The 23873-nt window shown below is 44.6% G+C and carries 17 protein-coding genes; 9 read left to right on the top strand and 8 right to left on the bottom strand.

Annotation, left to right across the window (positions count from 1 at the left end):
• Position 1: 1 nt before the first annotated feature.
• Positions 2-577 (bottom strand): DUF805 domain-containing protein, encoded by a 576-nt coding sequence (locus FTU03_RS01095; RefSeq protein WP_159123799.1) that lies wholly within the window; start codon positions 575-577, stop codon positions 2-4.
• A gap of 261 nt (positions 578-838) precedes the next feature.
• Here FTU03_RS01095 and acs point away from each other — a divergent pair, with 261 nt between their 5' ends.
• Together acs and FTU03_RS01085 are read left to right on the top strand one after the other, a co-directional pair.
• Entirely contained in the window at positions 839-2785 is a 1947-nt protein-coding gene (gene acs / locus FTU03_RS01090) for an acetate--CoA ligase (RefSeq protein WP_179991929.1), read from the top strand.
• A gap of 130 nt (positions 2786-2915) precedes the next feature.
• Entirely contained in the window at positions 2916-4097 is a 1182-nt protein-coding gene (locus FTU03_RS01085) for an acyl-CoA dehydrogenase family protein (protein ID WP_179991930.1), read from the top strand.
• Between the two features lie 62 nt (positions 4098-4159).
• On the opposite strand, the gene FTU03_RS01080 is transcribed toward FTU03_RS01085, so the two are convergent.
• The 4 genes from FTU03_RS01080 to msuE all read right to left on the bottom strand — a co-directional run bounded on the left by FTU03_RS01080 (position 4160) and on the right by msuE (position 8343).
• Complete coding sequence (locus tag FTU03_RS01080; RefSeq protein ID WP_179991931.1) at positions 4160-5569, bottom strand: deoxyribodipyrimidine photo-lyase; 1410 nt, start codon at positions 5567-5569, stop codon at positions 4160-4162.
• A gap of 128 nt (positions 5570-5697) precedes the next feature.
• Positions 5698-6312, bottom strand: a complete 615-nt coding sequence (locus tag FTU03_RS01075) for a riboflavin synthase subunit alpha (protein WP_125279183.1) — start codon at positions 6310-6312, stop codon at positions 5698-5700.
• Positions 6313-6464: 152 nt separating this feature from the next.
• Positions 6465-7580, bottom strand: coding sequence for a dimethylsulfone monooxygenase SfnG (sfnG, locus tag FTU03_RS01070; protein WP_179991932.1), 1116 nt, complete (start codon positions 7578-7580; stop codon positions 6465-6467).
• 28 nt (positions 7581-7608) lie between these two features.
• Positions 7609-8343 carry an FMN reductase gene (msuE, locus tag FTU03_RS01065; RefSeq protein WP_179991933.1) on the bottom strand — a complete coding sequence of 245 codons (735 nt, stop codon included), beginning with the start codon at positions 8341-8343 and terminating at the stop codon, positions 7609-7611.
• A 373-nt stretch (positions 8344-8716) separates the two neighbouring features.
• Here msuE and FTU03_RS01060 point away from each other — a divergent pair, with 373 nt between their 5' ends.
• Complete coding sequence (locus FTU03_RS01060; protein ID WP_004781530.1) at positions 8717-9367, top strand: response regulator transcription factor; 651 nt, start codon at positions 8717-8719, stop codon at positions 9365-9367.
• Between the two features lie 67 nt (positions 9368-9434).
• Here the strand turns inward: FTU03_RS01060 and FTU03_RS01055 are convergent, their stop codons facing one another.
• On the bottom strand, positions 9435-10202 hold the full coding sequence (locus tag FTU03_RS01055; protein WP_179991934.1) for a hypothetical protein: 768 nt from the start codon (positions 10200-10202) through the stop codon (positions 9435-9437).
• A 417-nt stretch (positions 10203-10619) separates the two neighbouring features.
• Complete coding sequence (locus tag FTU03_RS01050; RefSeq protein WP_159123807.1) at positions 10620-14111, bottom strand: PAS domain-containing hybrid sensor histidine kinase/response regulator; 3492 nt, start codon at positions 14109-14111, stop codon at positions 10620-10622.
• Positions 14112-14293: 182 nt separating this feature from the next.
• On the opposite strand from FTU03_RS01050, the gene FTU03_RS01045 reads away from it, so the two are divergent.
• From FTU03_RS01045 to FTU03_RS01030, 4 genes are all read left to right on the top strand, one after another.
• Entirely contained in the window at positions 14294-14626 is a 333-nt protein-coding gene (locus FTU03_RS01045; protein ID WP_004781535.1) for a DUF485 domain-containing protein, read from the top strand.
• Position 14627: 1 nt separating this feature from the next.
• Complete coding sequence (locus FTU03_RS01040) at positions 14628-16343, top strand: cation acetate symporter (RefSeq protein WP_159123808.1); 1716 nt, start codon at positions 14628-14630, stop codon at positions 16341-16343.
• 231 nt (positions 16344-16574) lie between these two features.
• Positions 16575-17291, top strand: a complete 717-nt coding sequence (locus FTU03_RS01035) for an ion channel (RefSeq protein ID WP_159123809.1) — start codon at positions 16575-16577, stop codon at positions 17289-17291.
• Between the two features lie 179 nt (positions 17292-17470).
• Entirely contained in the window at positions 17471-19435 is a 1965-nt protein-coding gene (locus FTU03_RS01030; RefSeq protein ID WP_166139507.1) for a choline BCCT transporter BetT, read from the top strand.
• 64 nt (positions 19436-19499) lie between these two features.
• Here FTU03_RS01030 and omp33-36 read toward each other — a convergent pair whose 3' ends face one another.
• A complete protein-coding gene (gene omp33-36, locus FTU03_RS01025; protein WP_005232638.1) occupies positions 19500-20396 on the bottom strand; it encodes a porin Omp33-36 in 897 nt (298 codons plus the stop codon).
• A gap of 1141 nt (positions 20397-21537) precedes the next feature.
• Here omp33-36 and FTU03_RS01020 point away from each other — a divergent pair.
• Together FTU03_RS01020 and FTU03_RS01015 are read left to right on the top strand one after the other, a co-directional pair.
• A complete protein-coding gene (locus tag FTU03_RS01020) occupies positions 21538-23247 on the top strand; it encodes a GGDEF domain-containing protein (RefSeq protein ID WP_179991935.1) in 1710 nt (569 codons plus the stop codon).
• Between the two features lie 126 nt (positions 23248-23373).
• Entirely contained in the window at positions 23374-23841 is a 468-nt protein-coding gene (locus FTU03_RS01015; RefSeq protein ID WP_166139514.1) for an HIT family protein, read from the top strand.
• Positions 23842-23873: the final 32 nt, after the last annotated feature.

Genomic DNA, 23873 nt, shown 5'->3' with positions numbered 1-23873 from the left:
CTTAAAAGAACTCAGTCGTTTTTTGTTTCACTTCGCTTGGGATTCTTGAAGGCTCACCTTCACTCATATAAGAGAATAATGCAGTCGTCGCCAACAGGCTGAGTACGGTAAAAATGATCACCAGCCAGGCCACAATCTTTTCCCAGACGGGGCTTGTACGTATCGGACCATACTGATTGCTACCTCTTGTTCCTGGAAAAAGTACGATATAAATCCAGACCAACAGATTGATCAAAGGCACGAAGAATAGCAGCATCCACCAGCCACTGCGGTCCAGATCGTGTAAGCGCCGTACTGTAATCACAATACCGAAATACAGGTAGACCAGCATGATCGCCAAGGCAAACAGGCTGGACAGGCCGTGCAGGGAAATTTGCCAGTTTGAATCTACCGATAGGCTGGCAATGTTCACAATATCAATACTTAAACCTAGCGCAATACTGCTGCATAAGAAAATAAACTGTAAAAATGCGGACCAGGCAATAAAACTCAAACGTCCAAATCGGCCCCTGATCGATAAGGGATGATCTGCTGCAGGAAAAGGAGGAGGGAAATAGGAAGGTTCAGTTGAATTCATGGGCAAGATCCTAAGCCTGTATAAAATACAGCGAGAGTGGGAGACTCATTTTATTTGACGATAGCAATATCTAGCTGACTTTGGCCATAGCTGAGCATTATCCGAAGTTATTCTGATTGAATTTGAATAAATAATCTACGACGAAAGCATGATTGTCGGATTTGAAATATGCAGTACATACTGCCATTATGCATAAAAAACAATCAACAAAATGCCATCAAGCTCTCGTGATGAGATAGAACAAGATCAAGGAAGCGAACAATGAAAGAAATCTATCCAGTACCAGTAGAATTTAAGAAAACCGCACGTACCACTGATACAGAGTATTTTGAGCGTTATCAGCAATCCATTGAACAACCGGATCAGTTCTGGACTGAACAGGCACAGCGCCTGGACTGGATCAAACCTTTTACCCAGGTTAAAAATACCAGTTTTGATAAAGACAATTTTAAAATTGAATGGTTTGCAGATGGCCAGCTCAATGTCAGTGCCAACTGTCTGGATCGCCATCTTAAGGAACATCCTTATAAACCGGCGATTATCTGGGAAGGGGATCATCCATCCCGTCACAAGATTATTTCTTTTCATGAGCTTTATGATGAAACCTGCCGTTTTGCCAATGTACTGAAAAAGAACGGAATTAAAAAAGGCGACCGGGTGGTGCTGTATATGCCAATGGTCTCGGAAGCCGCAATTGCCATGCTGGCCTGTGCCCGAATTGGTGCAGTGCATTGTGTGGTGTTTGGTGGTTTCTCACCTGATTCTCTGGCCAGCCGGATTGAAGACAGTCAGGCCAAAATGGTGATTACCGCAGATTCGGGCATGCGTGGGGGCAAAGCCATTCCACTGAAAGCCAATGTGGATGAAGCCCTGAAAGTCGCCGGTACCGAATCGGTTGAACATGTCATCGTTGTACATCGCACTGGCAATCCGGTGGAAATGCAACAGGGGCGTGATCTCTGGTATCACATGGAAATTATGACCGTCAATGAGATCTGTCCGCCTGAGCCGATGAATGCGGAAGATCCGCTGTTTATCCTGTATACCTCGGGTTCAACCGGAAAACCTAAGGGCGTACTGCATACCACAGGCGGCTATCTGACTTATGTGAACTGTACTTTCCGAGAAGTTTTTGACATCAAACAGGATGATGTGTTCTGGTGTACTGCCGATGTCGGCTGGATTACCGGGCATTCCTATGTACTGTATGGTCCGCTCTCTAATGGTACGACTACGGTCATGTTCGAGGGAGTGCCGCAATATCCGAGCTGGGCACGTACCGGACATATCGTCGACAAGCACAATGTGACCATTCTCTATACTGCACCGACAGCCATTCGTGCCATGATGCGTGAGGGGGATGCCTATGTACGGGAAAGTGATCGTAGCAGCCTGAGAATTTTAGGTTCGGTCGGTGAGCCGATTAACCCGGAAGCCTGGAACTGGTATTACTCGGTAGTCGGTGAAAGCCGCTGTCCGGTGATTGATACCTGGTGGCAAACCGAAACCGGTGGCTTCATGATTACGCCTTTACCAGGTGCGACCGACCTGAAACCGGGTTCTGCAACCCGGCCATTCTTTGGTGTGCAACCCGCCATTGTCGATGCAGAAGGCAAGGAAATTGAAGGGGTGGCAGAAGGGAATCTAGTAATTAAGGATTCCTGGCCAGGTCAGATGCGCACCATTTGGGGTGACCCAGACCGCTTTATTGACGCCTATTTCTCGACCTATCCGGGTACCTATTTTACTGGTGACGGCGCACGTCGTGATGAAGATGGCTATTACTGGATTACCGGTCGTGTCGATGACGTACTCAATGTTTCAGGCCATCGTCTGGGTACGGCAGAAATTGAAAGTGCATTGGTTGCACATGAGGCAGTTGCCGAAGCTGCCGTAGTGGGTATGCCGCATGACATCAAAGGTCAGGGGATTTGTGCCTTTGTCACCTTGCAGGCAGGGACTGAAAGTACTGAACAGCTGCGCGGTGAACTGGTAGCTTGGGTACGTAAAATTTTAGGGCCAGTGGCAACGCCAGATGCCTTGCACTGGGCACCCGCTTTACCTAAAACCCGTTCAGGAAAAATTATGCGCCGGATTTTAAGAAAGATTGCTGCCAATGAACTGGACAGTCTGGGCGATACCTCAACCCTGGCAGAACCACAGGTCGTGGATCACTTGATCGCTGAAGTGCAGCGTAATCAGGCATAAATTTGGGACGTTCAAATACCGGCATTATTTGCCGGTATTTTTGTCTCAGGAATAAGCTCTGCATGCTTTCGAATATAGTGCCAAGCTGCAATCTGCTAAGCTAAAACCATGCTGAACTTAGGTCAAAAGAATGAATATACGACAACAATATCTAGATCAATCTCCCCTGCAAATTGCCCAGCAATTGGCAGAAACTTTTGCTCAAACGGCCGCAGTTCGTGACAAGCAGGGCGGTAATCCTAAAGCCGAGCGTGATCTGATTCGCCAGAGCGGCTTACTGGGTCTGTCTATTCCGAAACAGTACGGCGGTCAGGAAGCAGACTGGCAGACAATTTTTAAAACCATTCAAATTATTGCCCGAGTCGATAGTTCATTAGCACATGTTTATGGGTTTCATCATTTGCTGATTGCAACGGTTCAATTATTTTCCCAACCAGAACAGTATGGCCCATGGTTTGAACAGACCGCTCGGGAAAACCTGTTCTGGGGCAATACCTTAAATCCACTGGACCGTCGAACTACCGCAACAAAAATTGCTGAAAAAGAATATATTTTTGATGGACATAAAAGCTTCTGTTCGGGCTCCATTGACTCCGATATTTTACTGTGCTCAGGCTATAACGATGCTGGAAAATTACTCATTGGGGTGATTCCAACAGCACGTAAGGGCGTAAGTTTTCTCGGTGACTGGAATAATATGGGTCAACGCCAGACCGATAGCGGCACCAGCCATTTTGAGCAGGTCAGAATTCATGAAAATGAATTGCTGTTAAATCCCGGTCCACTGAGTACACCGTATTCAAGCTTACGTCCTTTAATTGCCCAGCTGATCTTTGTACACATGTTCCTCGGTGTAGCAGAAGGTGCGTTTGAAGTGGCCAAACAAACCGTACAGACTCAAAAAGCCTGGTCTAAATCACTGGTAGAAGAGGCTGTGAATGACCCTTTTACCCAGAAGCATTTTGCCGATTTTTATGTGCAGCTCGAAAGTGTACGTCTGCTGGCTGATAAAGCGATTCAAACCTTACAGGCCGCGTGGGATCTGGGCAATGATCTCACTGCCGAGCAGCGTGGTGAAGTTTCAGTGGCGATTGCTACAGCCAAAATCGCGGCCACCAATACATCTCTCTATATCACCCAGAATATTTTTCAGGTGATGGGCGCGCGTGCGACCACAGCCAAACTGAATCTGGACCGTTTCTGGCGTAATGTTCGCACCCAGACCTTACATGATCCGGTAGATTATAAATATCAGGAAGTTGGGGAATGGATATTGACCGGGAAAGTGCCTGATCCAAGTTTTTATTCTTAATATGAAAATAAAAAGCCTCCAATATTGGAGGCTTTTCATATTAGATGAAGTGATAGTTTCTTCTAAATCTGCTTAAAGGCTTCTATGGCTCGTACACGAGAGGCTTTTAAATCGACAATCGGTTTTGGATAATCCAGTTCCAGATCAGGATTTTTGGCATAAGGTTCATGAATGGATTTGGCATCCAGATGCGCCAGTTCAGGCACCCACTGGCGGATATAGTCTCCATTGGGATCAAACTTCAGGGACTGGCTGACCGGATTAAAAATCCGGAAGTAGGGCACAGCATCCATGCCGGTTGATGCGCACCATTGCCAGCCGCCATTATTCGCAGCCAGATCGCCATCAATCAGGTGCTGCATAAACCAAGCTTCACCCAGTCGCCAGTCGATCAGCAAGTTCTTACACAGGAACATCGCAGTAATCATCCTGACCCGGTTATGCATCCAGCCAGTTGCCAGCATTTGCCGCATGCCAGCATCGACAATTGGAATTCCGGTCTGGCCTTGCTGCCAGGCAGCTAGGTCTTCGGGGGCATTACGCCACTGGATCTTATTGGTATTTTGCTTAAATGGTTGGTGTTTGGAGACACGTGGAAAATCAAACAGGGTCTGTAGATAGAATTCCCGCCACAAGAGTTCATCTAACCAGGTCTGCTGACCCACATCCTCAATCTGGAAATAGCCATCCTGAAAAAGAGCTTGCATACATTGGCGAACTGAAATAACACCGATATTCAGATAAGGGGAAAGACGGCTGGTGCCATCAACTGCAGGCAGATCACGGTCGGTTTTATAATGAGCCATTTTGTCCTCGATAAAGTCATCGAGCAGATCCAAGGCAGTTTGATCGTCCGCAGACCAAAATTGGGCAGCATGCTCTACCACATAATCTGCCGAAAATTTTTCCAGATCAAAATCCGTGAGCCCAGTAGGTAATTGGATTGGATCTTGAGTTTCAATCTCAGGATAGCAGGCGGGTACATCCAGAATCAGCCGCTCATAGCATTTTTTCTTAAAGGCACTATAGACCTGATAGGCTTGATTAGACTGATTCCGGATACTGCCAAGGGGAAACAGGATGCGATCATGATAGAACTCGACCCTGATTTGCTGCTGTTGCAGTAATTGCTGTACCTGAGCATCACGTTCCAGTTCATTGACGCCAACTTCGATATTGGCATGCAAGCTTTCAATTTTCAGGGTTTGACACAGATTCAATATTTCTGGCGCTAAATTTTCCCACAAAGGAATATTCAATATGATCAGCGGGATATTCAGTTGCTGTAGCTGCTGTTTTAAATATTTGAGCCGGCGCAGATAAAAATCAATTTTGATCCGGGCATCCTGATGCAGTTGCCATTGTTCGGGAGAGAGGACTGCTAGCGCAATGCAAGGTCCTTGCTGAGTAGCATGCCAGAGTGCGGCATGGTCATGTATACGGAGGTCTTGGCGGAACCAGATCAACTGCATGGGAATAACGTTCTGAATCGGAATCAGATTATTTTATTCATTCCACCTGAAAATTCTGTATAGAAACGTAGATATGGGCAGAATGATCAGTTAAAAAAGCCGCCTATGGTATAAGCGGCTCTTTCATTTTAACGCTGGTGAATATTTTCTAGCGTATCCACCAAGGTACGCGTGGTCTGGTCAATTTCATAATTGACTTCATCACCTACTTTGGCATTTTTCCAGGTGGTCAGACGCAAAGTTTCGGGAATCAGATCAATCGAAATTTCACTATTGGCGCGATCGACGCGATTGATGGTCAGGCTGCAGCCGTTCAGACCAATAAACCCTTTCAGGAAAAAGTATTTGATATTGCCATCCGGGATCTGAATATCGATATGGTAGGTTTCACCCCGATGTTCCAGATTTTTAATGATTGCTGTGCCTTCGATGTGCCCATACAGATTATGCCCGCCATTTTCTGCACCGACTTTGGCAGAGCGTTCGACATTCACTTCATCACCTACTTGAAGAGATTTTAAGGTGGTGAGGGCAAGGGTTACATCGGAGATATCGAAGTGAATCTGGTTTAGCTTCTGATCAATAGTCGTTACGGTGAGGCAGACGCCGTTGATCGCAACACTGGCGCCAATAAAGACATCCTGAAAAAACTGATTTTCGTTGCTCACGATAATGGTAATGAAGCCATTGCCCTGGCGAATATCCACGACTTTTTCCAAGCCTTGTACGATACCGGTATACATAATTTAAATTTCTATCTCATCGGGTTTGGCTTCATTCTAGTCAAGAATGAAGCAGGCGGCTATCTCTATGCCGAGAACACTGTATTGCACAAAAAAAATCCCTCAAGCCGAGCCTTGAGGGAATGAATCGTTATGCTGAGCATTATTATAGTTTAAACGAGCTCAGCTTCTTGTTCTTCTTGTTGCTGTTCAGCTTGCTGCGTTTCGAGTTCACGCACGAGTGGCAAGACTTTTTCACCGAAGTATTCCACTTCTTCAATAAAGTGCAGGAAGCCTGAAAGAACCAGATCAACACCAACTTTTTTCAGTTCGATGATACGTTCCGCAATCTGCTGAGGTGTACCGATCAGGTTGGTACGGAAGCCATCGTTATATTGCACCAGATCTTCAAATGTGGATTTGGCCCAGTTACCTTCACCTTCTTTACTCGCTGCGCCCGCTTCACGCGTTGCCTCACCGAAAGATTTCACCGCCTGAACATTGGCCTTGGCCACGATTTCTCGCAGTACTGCTTGCGCTTCCTCTTCGGTGTCACGAGCAATCACAAATGCATTTACGCCAATTTTCACAGAGTGATTGTTCGCTTTGGCTTTTTCACGAATATCATCGATCTGTTTTTTCAGCTCTTCCGGCGTATTGCCATTGGTGAAGTACCAGTCAGACACGCGAGATGCCATATCGCGTGCTGCCCGGGAACTTCCCCCCTGGAAGATTTCAATATACGGTTTTTGTACCGGTTTTGGACTCAAGGTATAGTCTTGGAACTGGTAGTATTTACCATCAAAACTAAAATTGTTTTGGGTCCAGACCCCTTTCAGGCTGCGAATAAATTCTTCTGAACGTGCATAACGTTCGTCATGTTCCGGCCATTCTTCACCAATTGCATCAAACTCGCCACGGAACCAGCCACTTACGACATTAATCGCAATCCGGCCATTGGTGAGATGGTCAATGGTGGCCAGCTGCTTCGCTGCCAGCGCAGGCTTCCATGGGCCCGGCAAGATCGCGGCAATCACTTTTAAACGTTCAGTTTTCGCCAGGATGCCATGACTGAAACTCACTGATTCATGCTGGTTTTCAGCGTTATAGCCCGCAGTAAAACGGATCTGGGTCAGGGCATAATCAAAACCTGCTTTCTCAGCAGTTTGCGCCAGACGGACGTTATAGTCATAGCTCCAGTCCGTACGCTGTTCGATATCGCTGACCACCAGACCGCCACTGACATTTGGAACCCAGTAAGCAAATACAATATTTTTATCTTGTGACATTATTCTTACCCTCTGAATGAAGTGGCCATTAAGCCACTTGAGTCTTTGGCACTTTCTTGCTGTGCAAACGGGATTCTGCGGCATCCAGGCTTGGCACTGCAGCTGAAGGTAAAACTTCTTCCTGTTCGATTTGCTTGTTGATGCCTAGGCTCTGGTTGGCTTGCTGAGATTTTTCTTTAATGACCTCAGCACGCTGCCCCTTTGCTGGCGCCCATTCAAGGATCGGTAAGGCACGAGCCACTGCCAGGGTAATACGGGCACGAAGTAATTCGCTGTGAATAGTATATTCAGGCGTAAAGTCACGATCTGTGGCATATACCCCGATTGGTAAGGTTTGTGCCTGGAAGAAGCTGAATAATGGGCGTAATTGGTGCTCAAGAACCAGCGCATGACGGTCACTACCACCAGAAGCTGCTAAAAGAACCGGTACATCTACCAGCGCCGTTTGTTCTACGAAGTCAAAGAAATGCTTGAACAGGCCCGTAAATGAAGCGCGGTAAACAGGCGTACCAACAATCAGGGCATCTGCTGCTTCAACGGCTGCCAGCTCATCCTGCACGCGTTGCGGTAACTGGTTACGGTAAATTGCACCACCTAAAAGCTGGCCGATTTCGCTAAATTTAATGAAATGTACATTGATTGGCGTCGCTTCACCCAGTTCATCCAGAATGGCTTGAACCAATGCTTCGGTTTTAGATGGGTGATTCAGGCCGCCAGAAACAGCCACGATGTTTAAAGGTTTTTGCTCGGAAAAATGGGACATGTGAAGTACCTAAAAATGGTTAAGCTCGGAATGACCCTATTAATCCCGATTGCCGCAGTAGGTGTAAAATAACGAAATGCTGAAAAGTTATCTGATTTTTCTATATAAGCGGAAAATGTGCTTCTGAAACATAGAGAGCTGGATAAATGGCTGATAACTATATTTATATTGAATAAAGATAAGCTATGCAGAATAGGAATAAATCATATATAAAAAAGTGATGAGAATTAAAGAATTATTGAAATAAGCCAAAATTTAAAAAAATTAAAGAAAAACTCCACATTATTTAAAAAATTGGTGATCTTGCATATCCATAAACTGGCTTGTGTGGTTAGAATAGGAGCTACTGTGCACAAGATCTCTCTCACGTCCTATGAATATTTTAATCGTTGATGATCATCCACTGTTTCGTCATGCTCTGATCCAAGCTGTTCGTTATAGTCTGCCACAAGCGCAGATTCATGAAACTGCAGCAGTCAATGAATTTTATGAACGTCTAGAAAATGGTCCTGAGCCTGATCTTGTCCTTCTGGATTTAAACCTGCCAGGTGCATCGGGCTTTTCTGCTCTGGTCCACGTTCGCGCCCAATATCCTTCGATTCCAATTATTGTCGTTTCTGCTCACGAAGAAGCCAGCATTATCCAGCGTGCGATTGCACATGGTGCAATGGGCTATATTCCAAAATCTGCACATCCAAGCCATATTGGTGAAGCGATTCGTGAAGTCCTCGAAGGGGAAATCTGGTTACCACCCAATCTGCCAGCCAACATGAATTTCGATCCGCGTGCTGCAGACGAAACTGCATTGGCAGAACGGATTCAGTCGCTAACACCACAACAGTTCCGCGTCCTGATGATGGTAGCTGAAGGCCTGCTGAACAAACAGATTGCTTATGAACTGGATGTTTCAGAAGCTACGATTAAAGCGCACGTAACAGCAATCTTCCGTAAGCTGGGTGTACAAAACCGTACCCAGGCGGTGCTTGCTATCAATGCCTTGAATATTGAAGAAAAGAAAATGTAAGGGATTTAACTTACAAAATAAAAAAGACCTCAATTGAGGTCTTTTTTATTGCGAATATATTGCCAGATTAAGCAATATAATCCTGTTTTTGGGTGACATCGGTACAGAACATTGGATTCAGTGCGGATTGCAGTTCATCAATCTGTTCTTGAGTGACATAGCCTTTGGAGATGAGGTATTCTGCTACGCGATCATCACGCAGACTCAGGAAAGTCGCATCATACACACCTAAGTCTACAAACAGGGCAGCAGTTTCCAGACTGTTAAAACGGTCCAGATAAACTTCATCTTCATACATCAGGAATACATGCTCGTCTGTGCTATTCGGATCGACCTGTAGGTGCTCTGCCAGTTCATGCGGGCAGGTTTTGATAAAGAGCAAGTCAGAGAGTTCATCAAACTGGGTGGTATCCAGGCAATCTTCTTCATTTTTCACTTTGCCGAGCCACGCTTTAAAGACCAGTACGGCACCACCACGCAGCAGCATACTCCAGATCTGATGGCGGGTTTTTGCTGGCAAATCTTCGGCTTCCGCTTCCAGAGATTCAATCAGCTTGTTTTCCTGTTCAGCCAGACGTTCAAATAAGCCTAAACCTTGCGGTTTGTAGGCATAAGGTTCAAAGACATCAAAATGCAGTTCATCAAAAACTTGCAGGGCTAAAGGAACTGCATGCTGATACAGAGTTTCGAGCGCCTGAATCTGGGTATCGTCGAGTTTGCTGTATTTAAACATTTGCGTCCAGTCGATGCTGGGTAATAAGGCATTAGCACCATATTGGCGATGGAATTGCTGAGTCTGTGCGGGAAGCTGAGCAATTGATTCATCGAGTTTCATTTTTATAACTCCTATCTAGCAGTGCAAATAGACCAGCTGCCAAAAGGATTTAGGCATTGTCAGATGGAAACTGATCGTTTCTTATATTGTCTATTTTTAGAGCTAAGCCTGTTGTATTAAAAATACGACCAAAGTTCTATCTGCCATAAAATAGGATTAAAAATTAATTTAAAACAACAACTTAAATAATTGTAACTAGGTGTACATATGTATATTAATAGAATTGGTGGCTTTTGCCATAGAGAATGCTGAAATGATAATTTTGAGCAATTTATCAGCAGGAATTATGTGAAATTTGGTGCTTTTAGCACATTGGCCTGATTTTTTTGCCAGTCAGGTAAAGAAAGGTATTTGTTTGATATAAAAAATGCCCACTTTAAATCATTAAAATGGGCATTGAGATGAAAATAAAAAGTTCTAGCTACCCGAGATTTTCAGACCGGATAACCAGGAACGGAGTGAAGCAGGCTTTAACGGTTTTTTCAGCAGGACAATATTTAAATCCTTCAGGCGCTGTGGCAGTTCCGGATCAGAATCTGCGGTAATCAATGCCACCGGAATATCACTGCTGCGATGTTCCAGAATAAAGTCCAGACCGATCTTGTCCTGATTTAAATGCTGATCCACCAGCCAGACCTGAATATTTTCCTGCTGGATCATTTCGGCTGCCTGTTCTGGTTCGGTGGCTTTAAAGACCTGATAACCCCATTTGGTTAATAAGGTCGACATACCTTCCAGAATGGTTTCATCATTGTCCAGACATAGAATCTTAAAGGCCTTGGACTTCAACGGCACAGCCTGAACAGGGGCGGCAACGACTTTCGGTGCTGCGGTCAGTGGCACTTCAATCATGAAGCAGGAACCTTTGCCCAGCTCGGAAGAAACATGAACTGGATAATCCAATAGACCAGTCATACGTTGCACGATGGCGAGGCCAAGCCCCAGACCCTGTTCACCCCAAGGCGAAGTATGGCCACAACGCTCGAATTCCTGGAACAGCTTGATGCGCTGTTCTTCAGCAATACCGGGACCGGTATCCCAAACCCCGATCCGGATATGATTTGGCCGGTTGCTAGAACGCAGTACACCGACCACGACCTTACCTTTGGCGGTATAACGTAGGGCATTGCTGACAAAGTTCTGGATAATCCGGCGAATCCATTGTGGATCGGTGTCAATCCAGAACTGGGCATCATGCACTCGCAGTTTGATGCCACGTTGTGCCGCAATGGATTTGAATTGCAGTTCCAGATCACTTAATAAATCATGCAGTGGATAAGCCTGGCGTTTCGGCTGAATCGTACCGCCCTCCAGTCGGGCAATATCCAGCAGCGCTGAGAGCATGCTTTCTGCCCCATGCAGGGCACGATCCAGTTGCTGCAGGGTCTTGCGATCTTCTTCGCTTTGTACACTTTGCTCCAGCGCCGTACTGAACAGACGTGCAGCATGCATTGGCTGTAACAGGTCATGACTGGCGGCAGCAATAAAGCGGCTCTTGGACATATTGGCTTTGTCGGCTTGTTCACGCGCCAGTTGCTGTTCAGACAGGGCATCAGCGAGCTGCTGGGTACGATCCTGAACCCGGGCTTCCAGTAATGCTTCATTTTCACGGAAGGCAGTAATATCGGCAAAGGTCGTCACGAAACCACCGCCTTCAATTGGGTTACCCCGCATCTGAATCACGCGGCCATCTTTACGGATCCGTTCAAATTCATGCGCACTGCCGACCTGCATCCAGTGAATCCGTTTACGCACATGTTCTTCGACCGAGCCCGGACCACATTCACCGCGTTCAGCGTTATAACGGATTAGGTCAGCGATTGGACAGCCGACATAAACAATATCTTTTGGATAGTCGAACAGTTTCAGGTATTGGTTGTTCCAGGCGACCAGACACATATTTTCATCAACCACACTCACCCCTTGGGTCATATGGTCGATCATGGTCATGATCAGGTTCTGGTTAAAACGCTGCCATTGTGAGGCCTGATCCAGAATATTCGCCACCTGACCGAGGGCCAGGCCATTATTCACCATCGCGGTAGTCAGCAGGGTACGTGCCGAGGCTGCACCAATGGTACCGGCCAGATACTGCTCAGTAAAACGCCACCACATGCCATTGGCACTGCTATTTTCATTCAGTTCCACACTATTTTGAGCACAGAACTGCTGGAAGGCCTGCATGGTTGGACCTTCACCGGTAATGCGCTTGGCCAGCGTAATCAGGTCACCAACTTTTAAACGGGCGACATCCTGATGCGAGTAGCTGACATCAGTAGATGGACTTTGAGAAGGAAGCGGCTTGGTTTCATAGTAGAAGAAACTTTCCGCCTGAATCTGTTCAGCCACACTTGGACGGAACATCCGGGAAACCCAGATATATAGGAATGTGTTCAGACCTAGTGCCCAGACCACACCATGCGTTAAAGGATCAAAAGATTCGAAACCGATCAGGGCTTCAGGACGTAACCAGTTCCAGCCCAAAGGACCCTGTTCCAGAAAACTCTGGCTGAACTGCTGATAGGCTTCTGGCAGGCTGCGCAAAATCGTTGGTAATAGCAGGGTATACGACCATAAAGCGAAACCGGTCAGCAGGCCAGCATATACACCTTGCTTACTCCCGCCACGCCAATACAGACCACCAATCAGGGCAGGGGCGAATTGTGCCACGGCACTAAAGGCCAGCAGACCAAAGACTGAGAGCTGGTCAATATCATTAAAAAAGTTGAAGAACAGAAAGCCCATCAACATCACGGCTAGGATACAGATCCGGCGGGTAAATTTCAGTACCAGTGGTAAACGCTTGTCATGCCGTGAGATCAGGTTTAACCGCCAGAGCGCTGGCATGATCAGGTCATTACTCAGCATGATCGACAGGGCGACTGAAGACACCAGTAACATACCAGTCGAAGCCGAGAAACCGCCTAAGAAGGCCAATAAGGTCAGCCAGTCCTGATTATAGCTAAGCGGTAAAGACAGTACCGCGACATCTGGAATCGCTAAATATTGGGGAGCCGCATGCAGTGCCCAGCTGGCAATCGGGATAATTGCCAGTGTGGTCAGAATCAGATAAATGGCAAACCAGCGACGTGCACCACGGATATGTTTTTCATCCCGTAATTCAACCACTGCTACGTGGAATTGACGTGGCAAGCAGATAATCGCCAGTGCAGCCAACAGGGTCTGTACCCAGAAACTTTCCGGTACGCCAAACAGCTGTACATCATGGAAGGTTGACTGAATATCGCTACTGATCTGAGGCAGATTTTCTGGTGCTTCAAAAATGAAGAAACAGGCTACGGCCAGCAAGGCAAATAACTTAACAAAAGACTCAAAGGCGACAGCCAGCATCAGACCGCCATGCTGTTCGGTGTTGGCAATCTGCCGGGTACCGAAAATCATCGCCAGAATCGCCAGGACGCCAGTCAGGAACAGTACGCTATTGGTGGTACTGGCAATCCCGGCTGAAGGTTCCAGAATGACCGCCGCACTCAAGGCAATTGCACGTAACTGCAAAGCCAGATAGGGAATGATGGCAATCACCGCCAGAATGGTGACCAGCGAAGCCAGAGGCCCACTCTTACCATAACGTGCAGCGACGAAGTCGGCGATAGAGGAAATCGCATGATGCTGGCGTACCCGTCCCAGACGGCGCCAGATATCGTAACCAATCGCGACAAAGAGCAGGGGACCAAGATAGATCGGCAGGAAAATAATTCCTTCACGAACCGCAGCACCGGTCGCGCCATAAAATGTCCAGGAAGAACAGTAGACGCCTAAAGTTAAACTAAACAATAGCATGCGGCCACGGGTACTCAGCCGGCTGGCATGTTTTTCCCCATAGAAAGCGCAAGTAAAGAGTAAAGTGATATAGAGGGCGAGCACCCCTATGATGAGCCAACTGTTCATATAGCCTGATGTGTACTGTGCATGACGCTATGATACCGCATCATGCACTCAGCAGTTTAAATTGATCATTTTTTAACGACCAAAGTCTAAATTACAAGTCATTCTAAATGTTGTTATTTTGCAACAGTGATAATTCGAATTAAAAAATAGTAAGCCCATGGTGGGGCTACAGGAGTGTAACTATGGATGAGGCTCAAGTAGAAAGAATTCTACAGAATCCCAAATTCAAAGAAATGGTACGTAGAAAAAGTACGCTGAGCTGGACCTTAACCGGCATCATGCTATTTGTCTATGTCGGTTTCATGTTGCTTGTTGGCTACAACAAAGAATTTCTATTGTCTTCAATTTCTGGCGGTGTAACGACCTGGGGTGTACCTCTAGGTATCGGTATCATTATTTTGTCTTTTATATTGTGCTGGGTGTATTCCTACATTGCCAATAACAAACTTGATCAGCTGAACAGAGAAGCAATTCAGGAAGTGGAAGCGATTACAAAAGAAAAGGGGCAACACTAAGATGAAAGGGATTTCATATCAAGCGCTTGCTGCTGCAGCGCTGACCTTGCTCAGCTCGGCAATGGCATTTGCTGGACCAGATCTGGGTGCTGCGGAGCAGCAAGCGACCAACTGGCACGCGATTATCATGTTTGTGATTTTCGTTGGAGCAACCTTATTTATTACCAAATGGGCTGCCAAACAAACCACAAATACTAATGATTTCTATACTGCCGGCGGCGGGATTTCTGGCTTCCAGAACGGTCTGGCCATTGCTGGTGACTTCATGTCTGCAGCATCTTTCCTCGGTATTTCCGCGATGGTATTCCTGTCCGGTTTTGACGGATTGCTGTACTCACTAGGCTTTATGGTGGGTTGGCCAATCGTTTTATTCCTGGTGGCAGAACGTTTGCGTAACCTGGGTAAATTTAACCTGTCTGATGTAGTGTCGTTCCGTCTGGAAGAAAAACCGGTGCGTACTCTAGCTGCATTAAGTTCACTGGTTGTGGTGGCGTTTTACCTGATCGCACAGATGGTAGGTGCAGGTCAGTTGATCAAGTTACTCTTCGGTCTGAACTACAATATTGCTGTGGTGATTGTTGGCCTGTTGATGATGGCTTACGTAATCTTCGGTGGCATGCTAGCGACCACTTGGGTACAGATCATTAAAGCAGTAATGCTGTTGTCTGGTGCGACATTTATGGCTTTCATGGTAATGAAGGGCGTAGGTTTCAGCTTTACCAATATGTTTGAACAATCGATTCAGGTTTACTCTAAAGTACATGACTTGAGCCTTGCAGATGCAACCAAGATTATGGGTCCGGGTAATCTCGCTTCGAATCCGGTCGATGCGATTTCTCTTGGTCTGGCGCTGATGTTTGGTACAGCAGGTCTGCCACATATCCTGATGCGTTTCTTTACAGTAAAAGATGCCAAAGAAGCACGTAAATCAGTGGTGGTTGCAACAGGCTTTATCGGTTACTTCTACCTGTTAACCTTCATTATCGGTTTCGGTGCGATTCTATACGTAGCGAACAACCCGCAGTTCCTAGACATTGCAAAAATGGCAATCACAGGCAAGCTAGAGCTGGTGGGCGGTAACAACATGGCCGCGGTTCACCTGGCAGATGCTGTGGGTGGTGACCTGTTCATGGGCTTCATTTCTGCAGTGGCATTCGCAACCATTCTTGCGGTAGTTGCAGGTTTGACCTTGTCAGGTGCTTCAGCAATTTCACATGACTTGTATGCAAACGTATTCAAGAAAGGCCGTACTACACCTGAATCTGAACTGCGCATGTCTAAAATTGCAACTCTTGGTCTTGCTATCTTTGCGATGATTCTGGGAATCCTGTTCGAGAAGCAAAACGTTGCCTTCATGGTGGGTCTGGCATTCTCGGTAGCCGCATGTGCCAACTTCCCGGTATTGGTTCTGTCTATGTTCTGGAAAGGCCTGACCACACGTGGTGCTGTCATTGGTGGCGTGGTTGGTTTGGTGACTGCAGTAGTACTGATCATACTGTCTAAAGCAGTTTGGGTAGATACTTTCGCGATTTCAGATACACCAGTCGTTCCATTTAATGGTCCTGCATTATTTGCAATGCCACTGTCTTTCTTCTGCTGCTGGTTCTTCTCCATCACAGACCGCTCAGTGAAAGCACAAGCAGAACGCAAAGCTTTCGATGCACAGTTTGTTCGCTCACAAACAGGTATTGGAATCTCAGGTGCATCTGATCACTAAGATCTGATGTCCTAAAAAAGCCTCCTGATGGGGGCTTTTTTTATAGCGATAAAATACCTGAGCTACCCAATGAAATACTTTGGGATAGTTTATCTAAAATTAAATACAGCTATTTTTAACTGAGATTTCAATGATTTTTATACAATCCTGTTTCTATCCATTCGACAGATCATGCTATGTTAAGCCAGCGATAACAATAATGATGCTCGACAGGACATCAAGACAAATCTCATGAAGCACTCCCTGCTACGATTCTGGACCCATTTTAAGTATCTGCCTTCTGCCTGGCTGCTATGCCTGCAGTTACTGATTCTGATTCTGTCGATGCTGAGTTATGACAGCGTTTCTTATCGCGCGGGTACATGGATGCTGGGAGTGGTGGTCTTGCTGGTGATTGCCAAGGTAATTCGTCAGACTCCGATGTTTACCATTCTGGGACTCATCTTTGTCGCAGGGGCCATCTTCTTTTCGTCATTAATTGTGTTGGGGCTGCGCTATACCTGGATCATGATCGTCGCGCATCTGTTTGAAGCCAGTGCCTACTTCAGTGCAGCGTATGGCCTGTTACGTTATATGTTTCATGACCGTTATCTGACCAAAGACGAACTATTTGCAGCGGGAGCAGTTTTCACATTGCTGGCTTGGGGCTTTGCTTTTCTCTATAGCATTTGCCAGTTATGGGTACCTTACAGCTTTTCGGACCCAGATCTAAAAGCTTATCAGCCGTGGCTGGATCTGCTCTTTCTGAGTTTTAGTGTGCAGTCTGCTACAGGATTATCTGATGTGATGCCGGTCAGCCCGGTCGCACGGATGCTTGCCATTATCCAAATGTTTGTCGGGGTAATGTATCTGGCCTTGATTGTTTCCCGTCTGATTGCCTTACAGTATATTTCCCATCTTCCTAAACAGACTCATATACAACATAAGCATAGAAAGCCTGAGGAATAGAACGTACAGAGCTGCATAGCTTGGTTACAGTAACTTAACGGCTTTATTTTCCTGAATATTTTAAAATCTTAAGGTCCAAAACGTATCTTTGATCGTAATTCTCTCGATCAGAATGTTTTTACTTATCAATAATGATTCAAGCCTCCCGGCATCCAATCTATTAAAAAAATGGGGGATCTATGCCTTCCAAACCTTCATCCTGGTTTGCCAATATCAATCCGAATGTCTTTATTAGTACAGTGGTGATTATCGCCATTTTTTTGGGACTGGTAATACTGGCACCTGATTCATTCGACCTGTTGACCAAGCAAATGAATGCGTGGATTACCACTTCATTTAGCTGGTTTTATGTCCTCTCCGTGGCGATCTTCCTGATTGTCCTGATTTATATTGCCCTGTCTGATATGGGGAAAATCAAACTCGGGCCCGACCATAGTCAGCCAAAATACAGCCAGGCATCCTGGTTTGCCATGCTGTTTACCGCAGGTATGGGAATTGGCCTGATGTTTTTCGGTGTTGCCGAACCGGTTATGCACTATGTCACACCGCCTGCTGGTGAACCGGAAACTGTACTGGCCGCGCAGCAAGCTATTCGCGTGACTTTCTTCCACTGGGGCCTGCATGCCTGGGCGATTTACACCATTGTGGGTCTGTCATTGGCCTATTTTGCGTATCGACATAATCTGCCTTTAAAAGTTCGCTCCGCCTTATATCCACTGATCGGTAACCGGATTCATGGCCCAATCGGAGACGGGGTAGATACTTTTGCCACCTTAGGGACAGTATTTGGGGTTGCGACAACTTTAGGTTTTGGGGTGACTCAGATTAATTCGGGTCTGAATTACCTATTTGGAGTTGAGCAGACCCCCAGTACTCAGGTCATTTTGATTATTGCCGTCACTGTAATGGCATCAATGTCCGTATTTTTTGGTTTGGATAAGGGCATCAAACGCCTGGCTGAACTGAATCTGCTGCTTGCTTTACTGTTACTCATCTTTGTTTTTGTTACCGGTCCAAGTATCTATCTTCTGCAGACCACTATCCAGAATTCTGGACAGTATGTTGCAAACCTGTTCAGTATGACCTTCAATCTGTATGCCTATCAGCCTAGTGGCTGGATTGGTGGCTGGACCATTATGTATTGGGCCTGGTGGATTTCCTGGTCACCATTTGTCGGGATGTTTATTGCCAGAGTATCCGAAGGCCGCAGTATCCGTGAGTTCATTGTTGGGGTTCTACTGATTCCTACCGGATTTACCCTGATCTGGATGGGCTTTATGGGCAATGCTGCATTATTCAGTATCATGCATGAAGCCAATACTAATCTGCTTGAGGCAGTACAACGTGACTCCTCTGTAGCGCTGTTCGAATTTTTAGGTAATCTGCCATTTAATTCAGTCACCAGTATTATTGCTACGGTATTGGTTATCCTGTTCTTTGTCACTTCAGCAGATTCTGGATCATTAGTCACGGATTATCTCACGGCGAAAACCGAGAATTCACCGACTTGGCAGCGTCTGTTCTGGACCGTGTTAATGGCTTTATTGGCCATCATTCTGTTACTGGCAGGTGGGCTGGAAGCCTTGCAGTCGGCTACGATTATGAGTGCCTTGCCGTTTACATTTATTATGCTGCTGATTTGCTGGGGACTGATTAAGGCCCTGCATCTGGATGTAACGAAAATGCATGCGCTACAAGCTGCACGTATTACCCCGCGGGCCATTCAGAACCCGCGTAGCTGGCAACAGCGACTCGGTTTAATTATGCATTATCCGCATACGCATGATGAAGTACGTGATTATATTGATACGATGGTCAGCAAAGCTTTTAACAGTTTTCAGGTTGAACTGAAACGTCGTCACATCCAGGTGAAAATCTTTAAACTGGAAGATGGGATCGAGTTACGTGTCGATCATCAGAATGAAATGAACTTTATTTATCAGGTCATTGCTACCCAGACTTTAGCACCGAGCTTTATGCCGGATGCAGATTCTCCGCAATCTTATCAGGCAGAAGTCTTTTTAAGGGAAGGGGGGCAAAATTATGATGTGATGGAATGGACTCAGGAAGATTTAATCCAGGACATCATTGACCAATATGAACGTCATCTGCACTTTTTAAGTCTGGTCCGTTCTCCAGAATAAATATTTGATCCAATAAAAAAGGACGCTGATGCGTCCTTTTTTTATTCAGTCACTAATTCAGAAATTAGAAACGGAATTTAGCATTTAAGCCTACAGTTTGTGTATCACGAACTACAGCATTTTGAGCAAGATTTGCTTCGTAGTTTGAGTTCACATAACTAGCACCTACAGCAACTGCTGGAGTGATGAAGTAGTTTACGTTTGCGCCCCAAGCTTTGTCTGGAGAGTTAGCGTAGCTAGATTCCATATAAGATGCACCAACGCTTAATTTAGGGTTGATGTACAAAGTAGTACCTAGGTTGTAAGCAGTATCTTCACCATAAACCAAGCCGCTTTCGAAGCCAAGTGACATGTTAGTGCCGTCAATTGCGCCTACATATTTAGTACGAGCAGTGATTGCATCTTGGTCTTCATCGATTGTGCGAGACTCAAGAGCAGCTTTAGCAACGCCGTTGTTGAACATATTGAAAGCGTCATAAGAAGTTTGGTCTGCAACGCTTGTGTAACCTACAGCTACCAGGAAGTTAGGAATAGGGAGTACACCTACTTCTAATGCATAACGGTCGCCATTGTCATCATTTTGGCCACCTTTACCATCAGTAATTGTATGGCTATAAGAAGCGCTTGCATAAGCAGGAACAACTTTAGTTGGGATGTAAGCTTCACCTTTCACACCGAAAGTATGAGAAGTCTGGTCTCTATCATCAGCATCTACATCATATTCGCCATATGTATAAGCAGCAGAAACGTTAGATGCCTGGTTGATGAAAGCAGCTTCAGCTAAAGGGCCTTTAGAAGCGTCTACATCTTTGAAGTAGTAAGTACCTTGAACAGCACCAGTGAAATCTTTGTCATTTACAGTGTTGTCGATGAACTCTGATTGACCTTGAACTTCGAATTGATATGCTTGAGCACCGGTCATGGCTAATAATAAAGCAGTGGCTAAACCGAGTTTTTTCATGATATTTACCATTTTGTTACAAAAGATGTACAACAGGAACGTATTGTATTGTGACAATTTATTAAGTCAATCCAATTCGAAATCGCTATTTTTTTGTACAAAATCATTGTATTGATTTTGTTTAATAGTCTTTTAATTAGAAAATTTAGTTATTTTAGAAAAAAGCTTAAATAACAATGTTGTATACTAAATAAATTGTTACATCTAATCAGGAAAATGAATTAATAAAGGATTTTTTGATTGTTTAATTAAGTTGAATAGTGGATTTTAATTCAAAAAACCAATTTATTTATCATGAAAATAATCATGTTTATTACACTGAATTTAAGAGAGGCGTAAAAACTGTAATATAAAGCAAATTTATGAAAGAATTGATCGGTTTAGCGACAAAATCAGGGTTATAATGTGATGTATTTCACTGTTTTGTCTATAAATTGTGATATGTCATAAATCCTAGTAAATTAATGTGCTTTACATTGTTACCAAATTGACTGATAATAAAAAAATCAGGTTAGAGTTCATGTTTTTACATGATAATTTGACTGATTCTCCACATATTTTTGTTTTTATCGGCCCAGCTTTCCCCAAGGTTGGGCTTTTTTTTGCCAGAATTTTTTAGAAGCATCAGTCTACGGATTAGTTCATAAAAGAAGATTAGAAAAACTAGTATAGAAAGCCGTCAAAGATGATTCTTAAGTGCACCTTAATGGTGCATTATTTCAATTTAAAAATTGCTTCGTTCTATAAAGTTGCAAAAAAAAACCTCAATTTCTATATAAAATTGAGGTTTTTTCGCCAAAATTTGCGGGTAAATCAAAAAATCTGCTGAGGAATAATTTAACTCGCCCTAATGCAGTGCATTATGCACCTAATTGTTGCACGTGTAAATAGTTCAGAAAGCGAGTTTTTTAATTTTCTTATATTTTAAATTATGAAATTTTCATTCCTATTTATATTTTAGTGATAACAGATGAAAAATCCTGAAAATATAAAGAGTTAAAACCTTTAAGAACATAAGAAAAACCTTCTGAAAATCAAAGCAATTGGGAAGAAATATTGATGATGAGTAGGCGTTTATTTGTATAATCTATCTACTATTAAATGGGGAGTCCTTGATTCATGTGAAGGACTAAAAATCAAGATGAATACTTTGCGCTCTGAGAAAATCAGCAAACATCTGTACTGGTCGATGTCGATCATTATTTTATGTTTATTGTGTATTTGTATTCCCTTAATTATTGATAGTAGTCAACATTATTTAAAATCAAAACAAACCTATCAGCAGCTTTATGCCTTACAACAGGTCACCGATCTCGCCAATAAAATCTCCCGGGAACGGGCACCTGCCAACAAAGTAATGTCTAGCTCGGTTGAGGAATTTGCCAAACATCAGCAGGAGTTAAGCGATTACCGTCAGGAAGTCGATCAACAGATGCAAATTACGGCTCAGGCACTTGATCAGGTTGGTTTTAATCACCTAAGCCAGCAACTTTTATCTGAATTGAAACCGAGCTTGCAGAATGGACGTCAGCAGGTCGATCTCTATACTCAAATACCTCGCCCGGAACGTACTGCACAGGAAATGGATCAGGCTATTCTCGCCATGTTTACTGCCTGGGATAGCAGCCGTAAAATTCTGAAAGGAGTAGTGATTGCCTCTGCTACGCCATCTGCCCGTTTGGGTAATTACATGAGTGAAATCCTGTTTTTATCTGATCTCAGGGATCAATCGGGTCGGGTAGCGTCAAATGTCATGGCACATGTGACATTTGGAACCCACATTCCAGAGCAAAACATTACCCGTTCCTTACAAGTCCAGCATCAGGTACGCTACCTCTGGGATATCATTGATACGCTACAGCCTGTTCAGGACAAAACTGATGAGTTTATTCGTTTACATCAACGGGTCGGAACTGAATTTATTCAGCAAGGTTTACCGATTGTGGAGCGACTGATTGAAGATAGCCGCCAGCAGCGCCCTTATTATTTAACTGGAACCCAGCTGACTGAAGCTATTGTAGATAAATTTACAACAGTGATTGATTTGCAGAACTATTTACTGCAATACACCAAAGATGTGGCTATTAAGGAAATGCGCCATAGTCTGAATCATTTGATCTGGACGGTGGCCTTATCTGGAATTTCCCTGATTACGGCAATTTTGACCATGATTTTTGCGCGTAAACGCATCTTTATTCCTTTAATTCGGGCACGTAAAATTTTATTTGATTTGTCCACTGGGTCTGAACGGAAGCAAGCCCAATCAAAACTAAAAATAGACCGGCCTACTGAATCCTTATTTACAGCAATTCAAAAACTGCAGCACATGCTGCAAGAGCGTGAAGCATTAGAATTTCGACTGAAAAATATTGCCCATTCCGATTCCCTGACAGGACTGGCTAACCGTTTTGCGCTCGATGAATATATCCGTTTTATGGAAGTGCATCCGACCCAGTTTAAGCGAACCTGCCTGATGATTATTGATATTGATCACTTCAAACAGGTCAATGATCAATATGGGCATATTATTGGTGATCAGGTTATTCAGCTGGTTGCAGAACGCTTAAAAGCCAATGTTCGAGCTTCGGATCTGCTGGTTCGCTATGGCGGTGATGAGTTTCTGGTCCTGATTGAAAATATCGAGATGCAGCATGCTTTCATGCTGGCGAATAAAATCCGGACCGAAGTCGCTGAACATTCTATTCTGACCGCAGCTGATGAAGATATTCATGTATCGGTGAGTATTGGGGTAGCGATTGGTGCAGAGTCATGGATTGCTTTACTGGAACAGGCCGATGAGGCGTTATTTAAGGCCAAAGCGAAAGGACGTAATGTGGTGGCTGAGGTTTAAACCACTTAACTGAATTTTTTAAGCTAAACAGTCTGAAGAGTCATAATTTTATAATTTATATTGTTAAAAAATAAAGTAAATTTCATTGAAGTTTTTAAAAAATATAAAAATTTAGGGGATCTTAAAATGAGTAAAAATTGTATTTTCTGTCAAATGGTAAAAGGGGAATTGCCATGTCATTTAATCGATGAAAATGATGATTTTATGGCGTTTCTTACTATATTTCCCAATACATTGGGCGCAAGCGTAGTGATTCCAAAACAGCATTATTCCAGCTATGCCTTTGAACTGAGTGACCAGGTGCTGACAAATCTGGTTTTATATACCAAGCAGGTAGCCCTAAAATTGGATCGTTATTTTGATGACGTTGGCCGAACAGCAATGGTGTTCGAGGGATTTGGTGTCGATCATGTGCATGCCAAGCTATTTCCAATGCATCAGACTAAAAATACCCATGAAAAATGGCAGCCAATTAATTCTTCAGTCGATAAGTATTTTGATGCTTATGAGGGCTATATTTCATCGCATGATGCTCGAAGGGCGGATGATCAAGCGCTGGCACAATTGGCTGAAAATATTCGCTCAATCGCATAGTCAAAAATAAAAGCCCCCTCTTTTTCAAAGAG

Source organism: Acinetobacter sp. YH12046 (genome assembly GCF_013419905.1).
Classification (GTDB): Bacteria; Pseudomonadota; Gammaproteobacteria; order Pseudomonadales; family Moraxellaceae; genus Acinetobacter.
This window is presented reverse-complemented; position numbering and strand designations above follow the sequence as displayed.

Coding starts and splice junctions, on each gene's coding strand:
- FTU03_RS01040 (WP_159123808.1), top strand. CDS start 14,628: ATGAAAGGGATTTCATATCAAGCGCTTGCTGCTGCAGCGCTGACCTTG.
- FTU03_RS01035 (WP_159123809.1), top strand. CDS start 16,575: ATGAAGCACTCCCTGCTACGATTCTGGACCCATTTTAAGTATCTGCCT.
- sfnG (WP_179991932.1), bottom strand. CDS start 7,580: ATGTCACAAGATAAAAATATTGTATTTGCTTACTGGGTTCCAAATGTC.
- FTU03_RS01015 (WP_166139514.1), top strand. CDS start 23,374: ATGAGTAAAAATTGTATTTTCTGTCAAATGGTAAAAGGGGAATTGCCA.
- FTU03_RS01085 (WP_179991930.1), top strand. CDS start 2,916: ATGAATATACGACAACAATATCTAGATCAATCTCCCCTGCAAATTGCC.
- msuE (WP_179991933.1), bottom strand. CDS start 8,343: ATGTCCCATTTTTCCGAGCAAAAACCTTTAAACATCGTGGCTGTTTCT.
- FTU03_RS01030 (WP_166139507.1), top strand. CDS start 17,471: ATGCCTTCCAAACCTTCATCCTGGTTTGCCAATATCAATCCGAATGTC.
- FTU03_RS01050 (WP_159123807.1), bottom strand. CDS start 14,111: ATGAACAGTTGGCTCATCATAGGGGTGCTCGCCCTCTATATCACTTTA.
- omp33-36 (WP_005232638.1), bottom strand. CDS start 20,396: ATGAAAAAACTCGGTTTAGCCACTGCTTTATTATTAGCCATGACCGGT.
- FTU03_RS01095 (WP_159123799.1), bottom strand. CDS start 577: ATGAATTCAACTGAACCTTCCTATTTCCCTCCTCCTTTTCCTGCAGCA.
- FTU03_RS01080 (WP_179991931.1), bottom strand. CDS start 5,569: ATGCAGTTGATCTGGTTCCGCCAAGACCTCCGTATACATGACCATGCC.
- acs (WP_179991929.1), top strand. CDS start 839: ATGAAAGAAATCTATCCAGTACCAGTAGAATTTAAGAAAACCGCACGT.
- FTU03_RS01055 (WP_179991934.1), bottom strand. CDS start 10,202: ATGAAACTCGATGAATCAATTGCTCAGCTTCCCGCACAGACTCAGCAA.
- FTU03_RS01060 (WP_004781530.1), top strand. CDS start 8,717: ATGAATATTTTAATCGTTGATGATCATCCACTGTTTCGTCATGCTCTG.
- FTU03_RS01045 (WP_004781535.1), top strand. CDS start 14,294: ATGGATGAGGCTCAAGTAGAAAGAATTCTACAGAATCCCAAATTCAAA.
- FTU03_RS01020 (WP_179991935.1), top strand. CDS start 21,538: ATGAATACTTTGCGCTCTGAGAAAATCAGCAAACATCTGTACTGGTCG.
- FTU03_RS01075 (WP_125279183.1), bottom strand. CDS start 6,312: ATGTATACCGGTATCGTACAAGGCTTGGAAAAAGTCGTGGATATTCGC.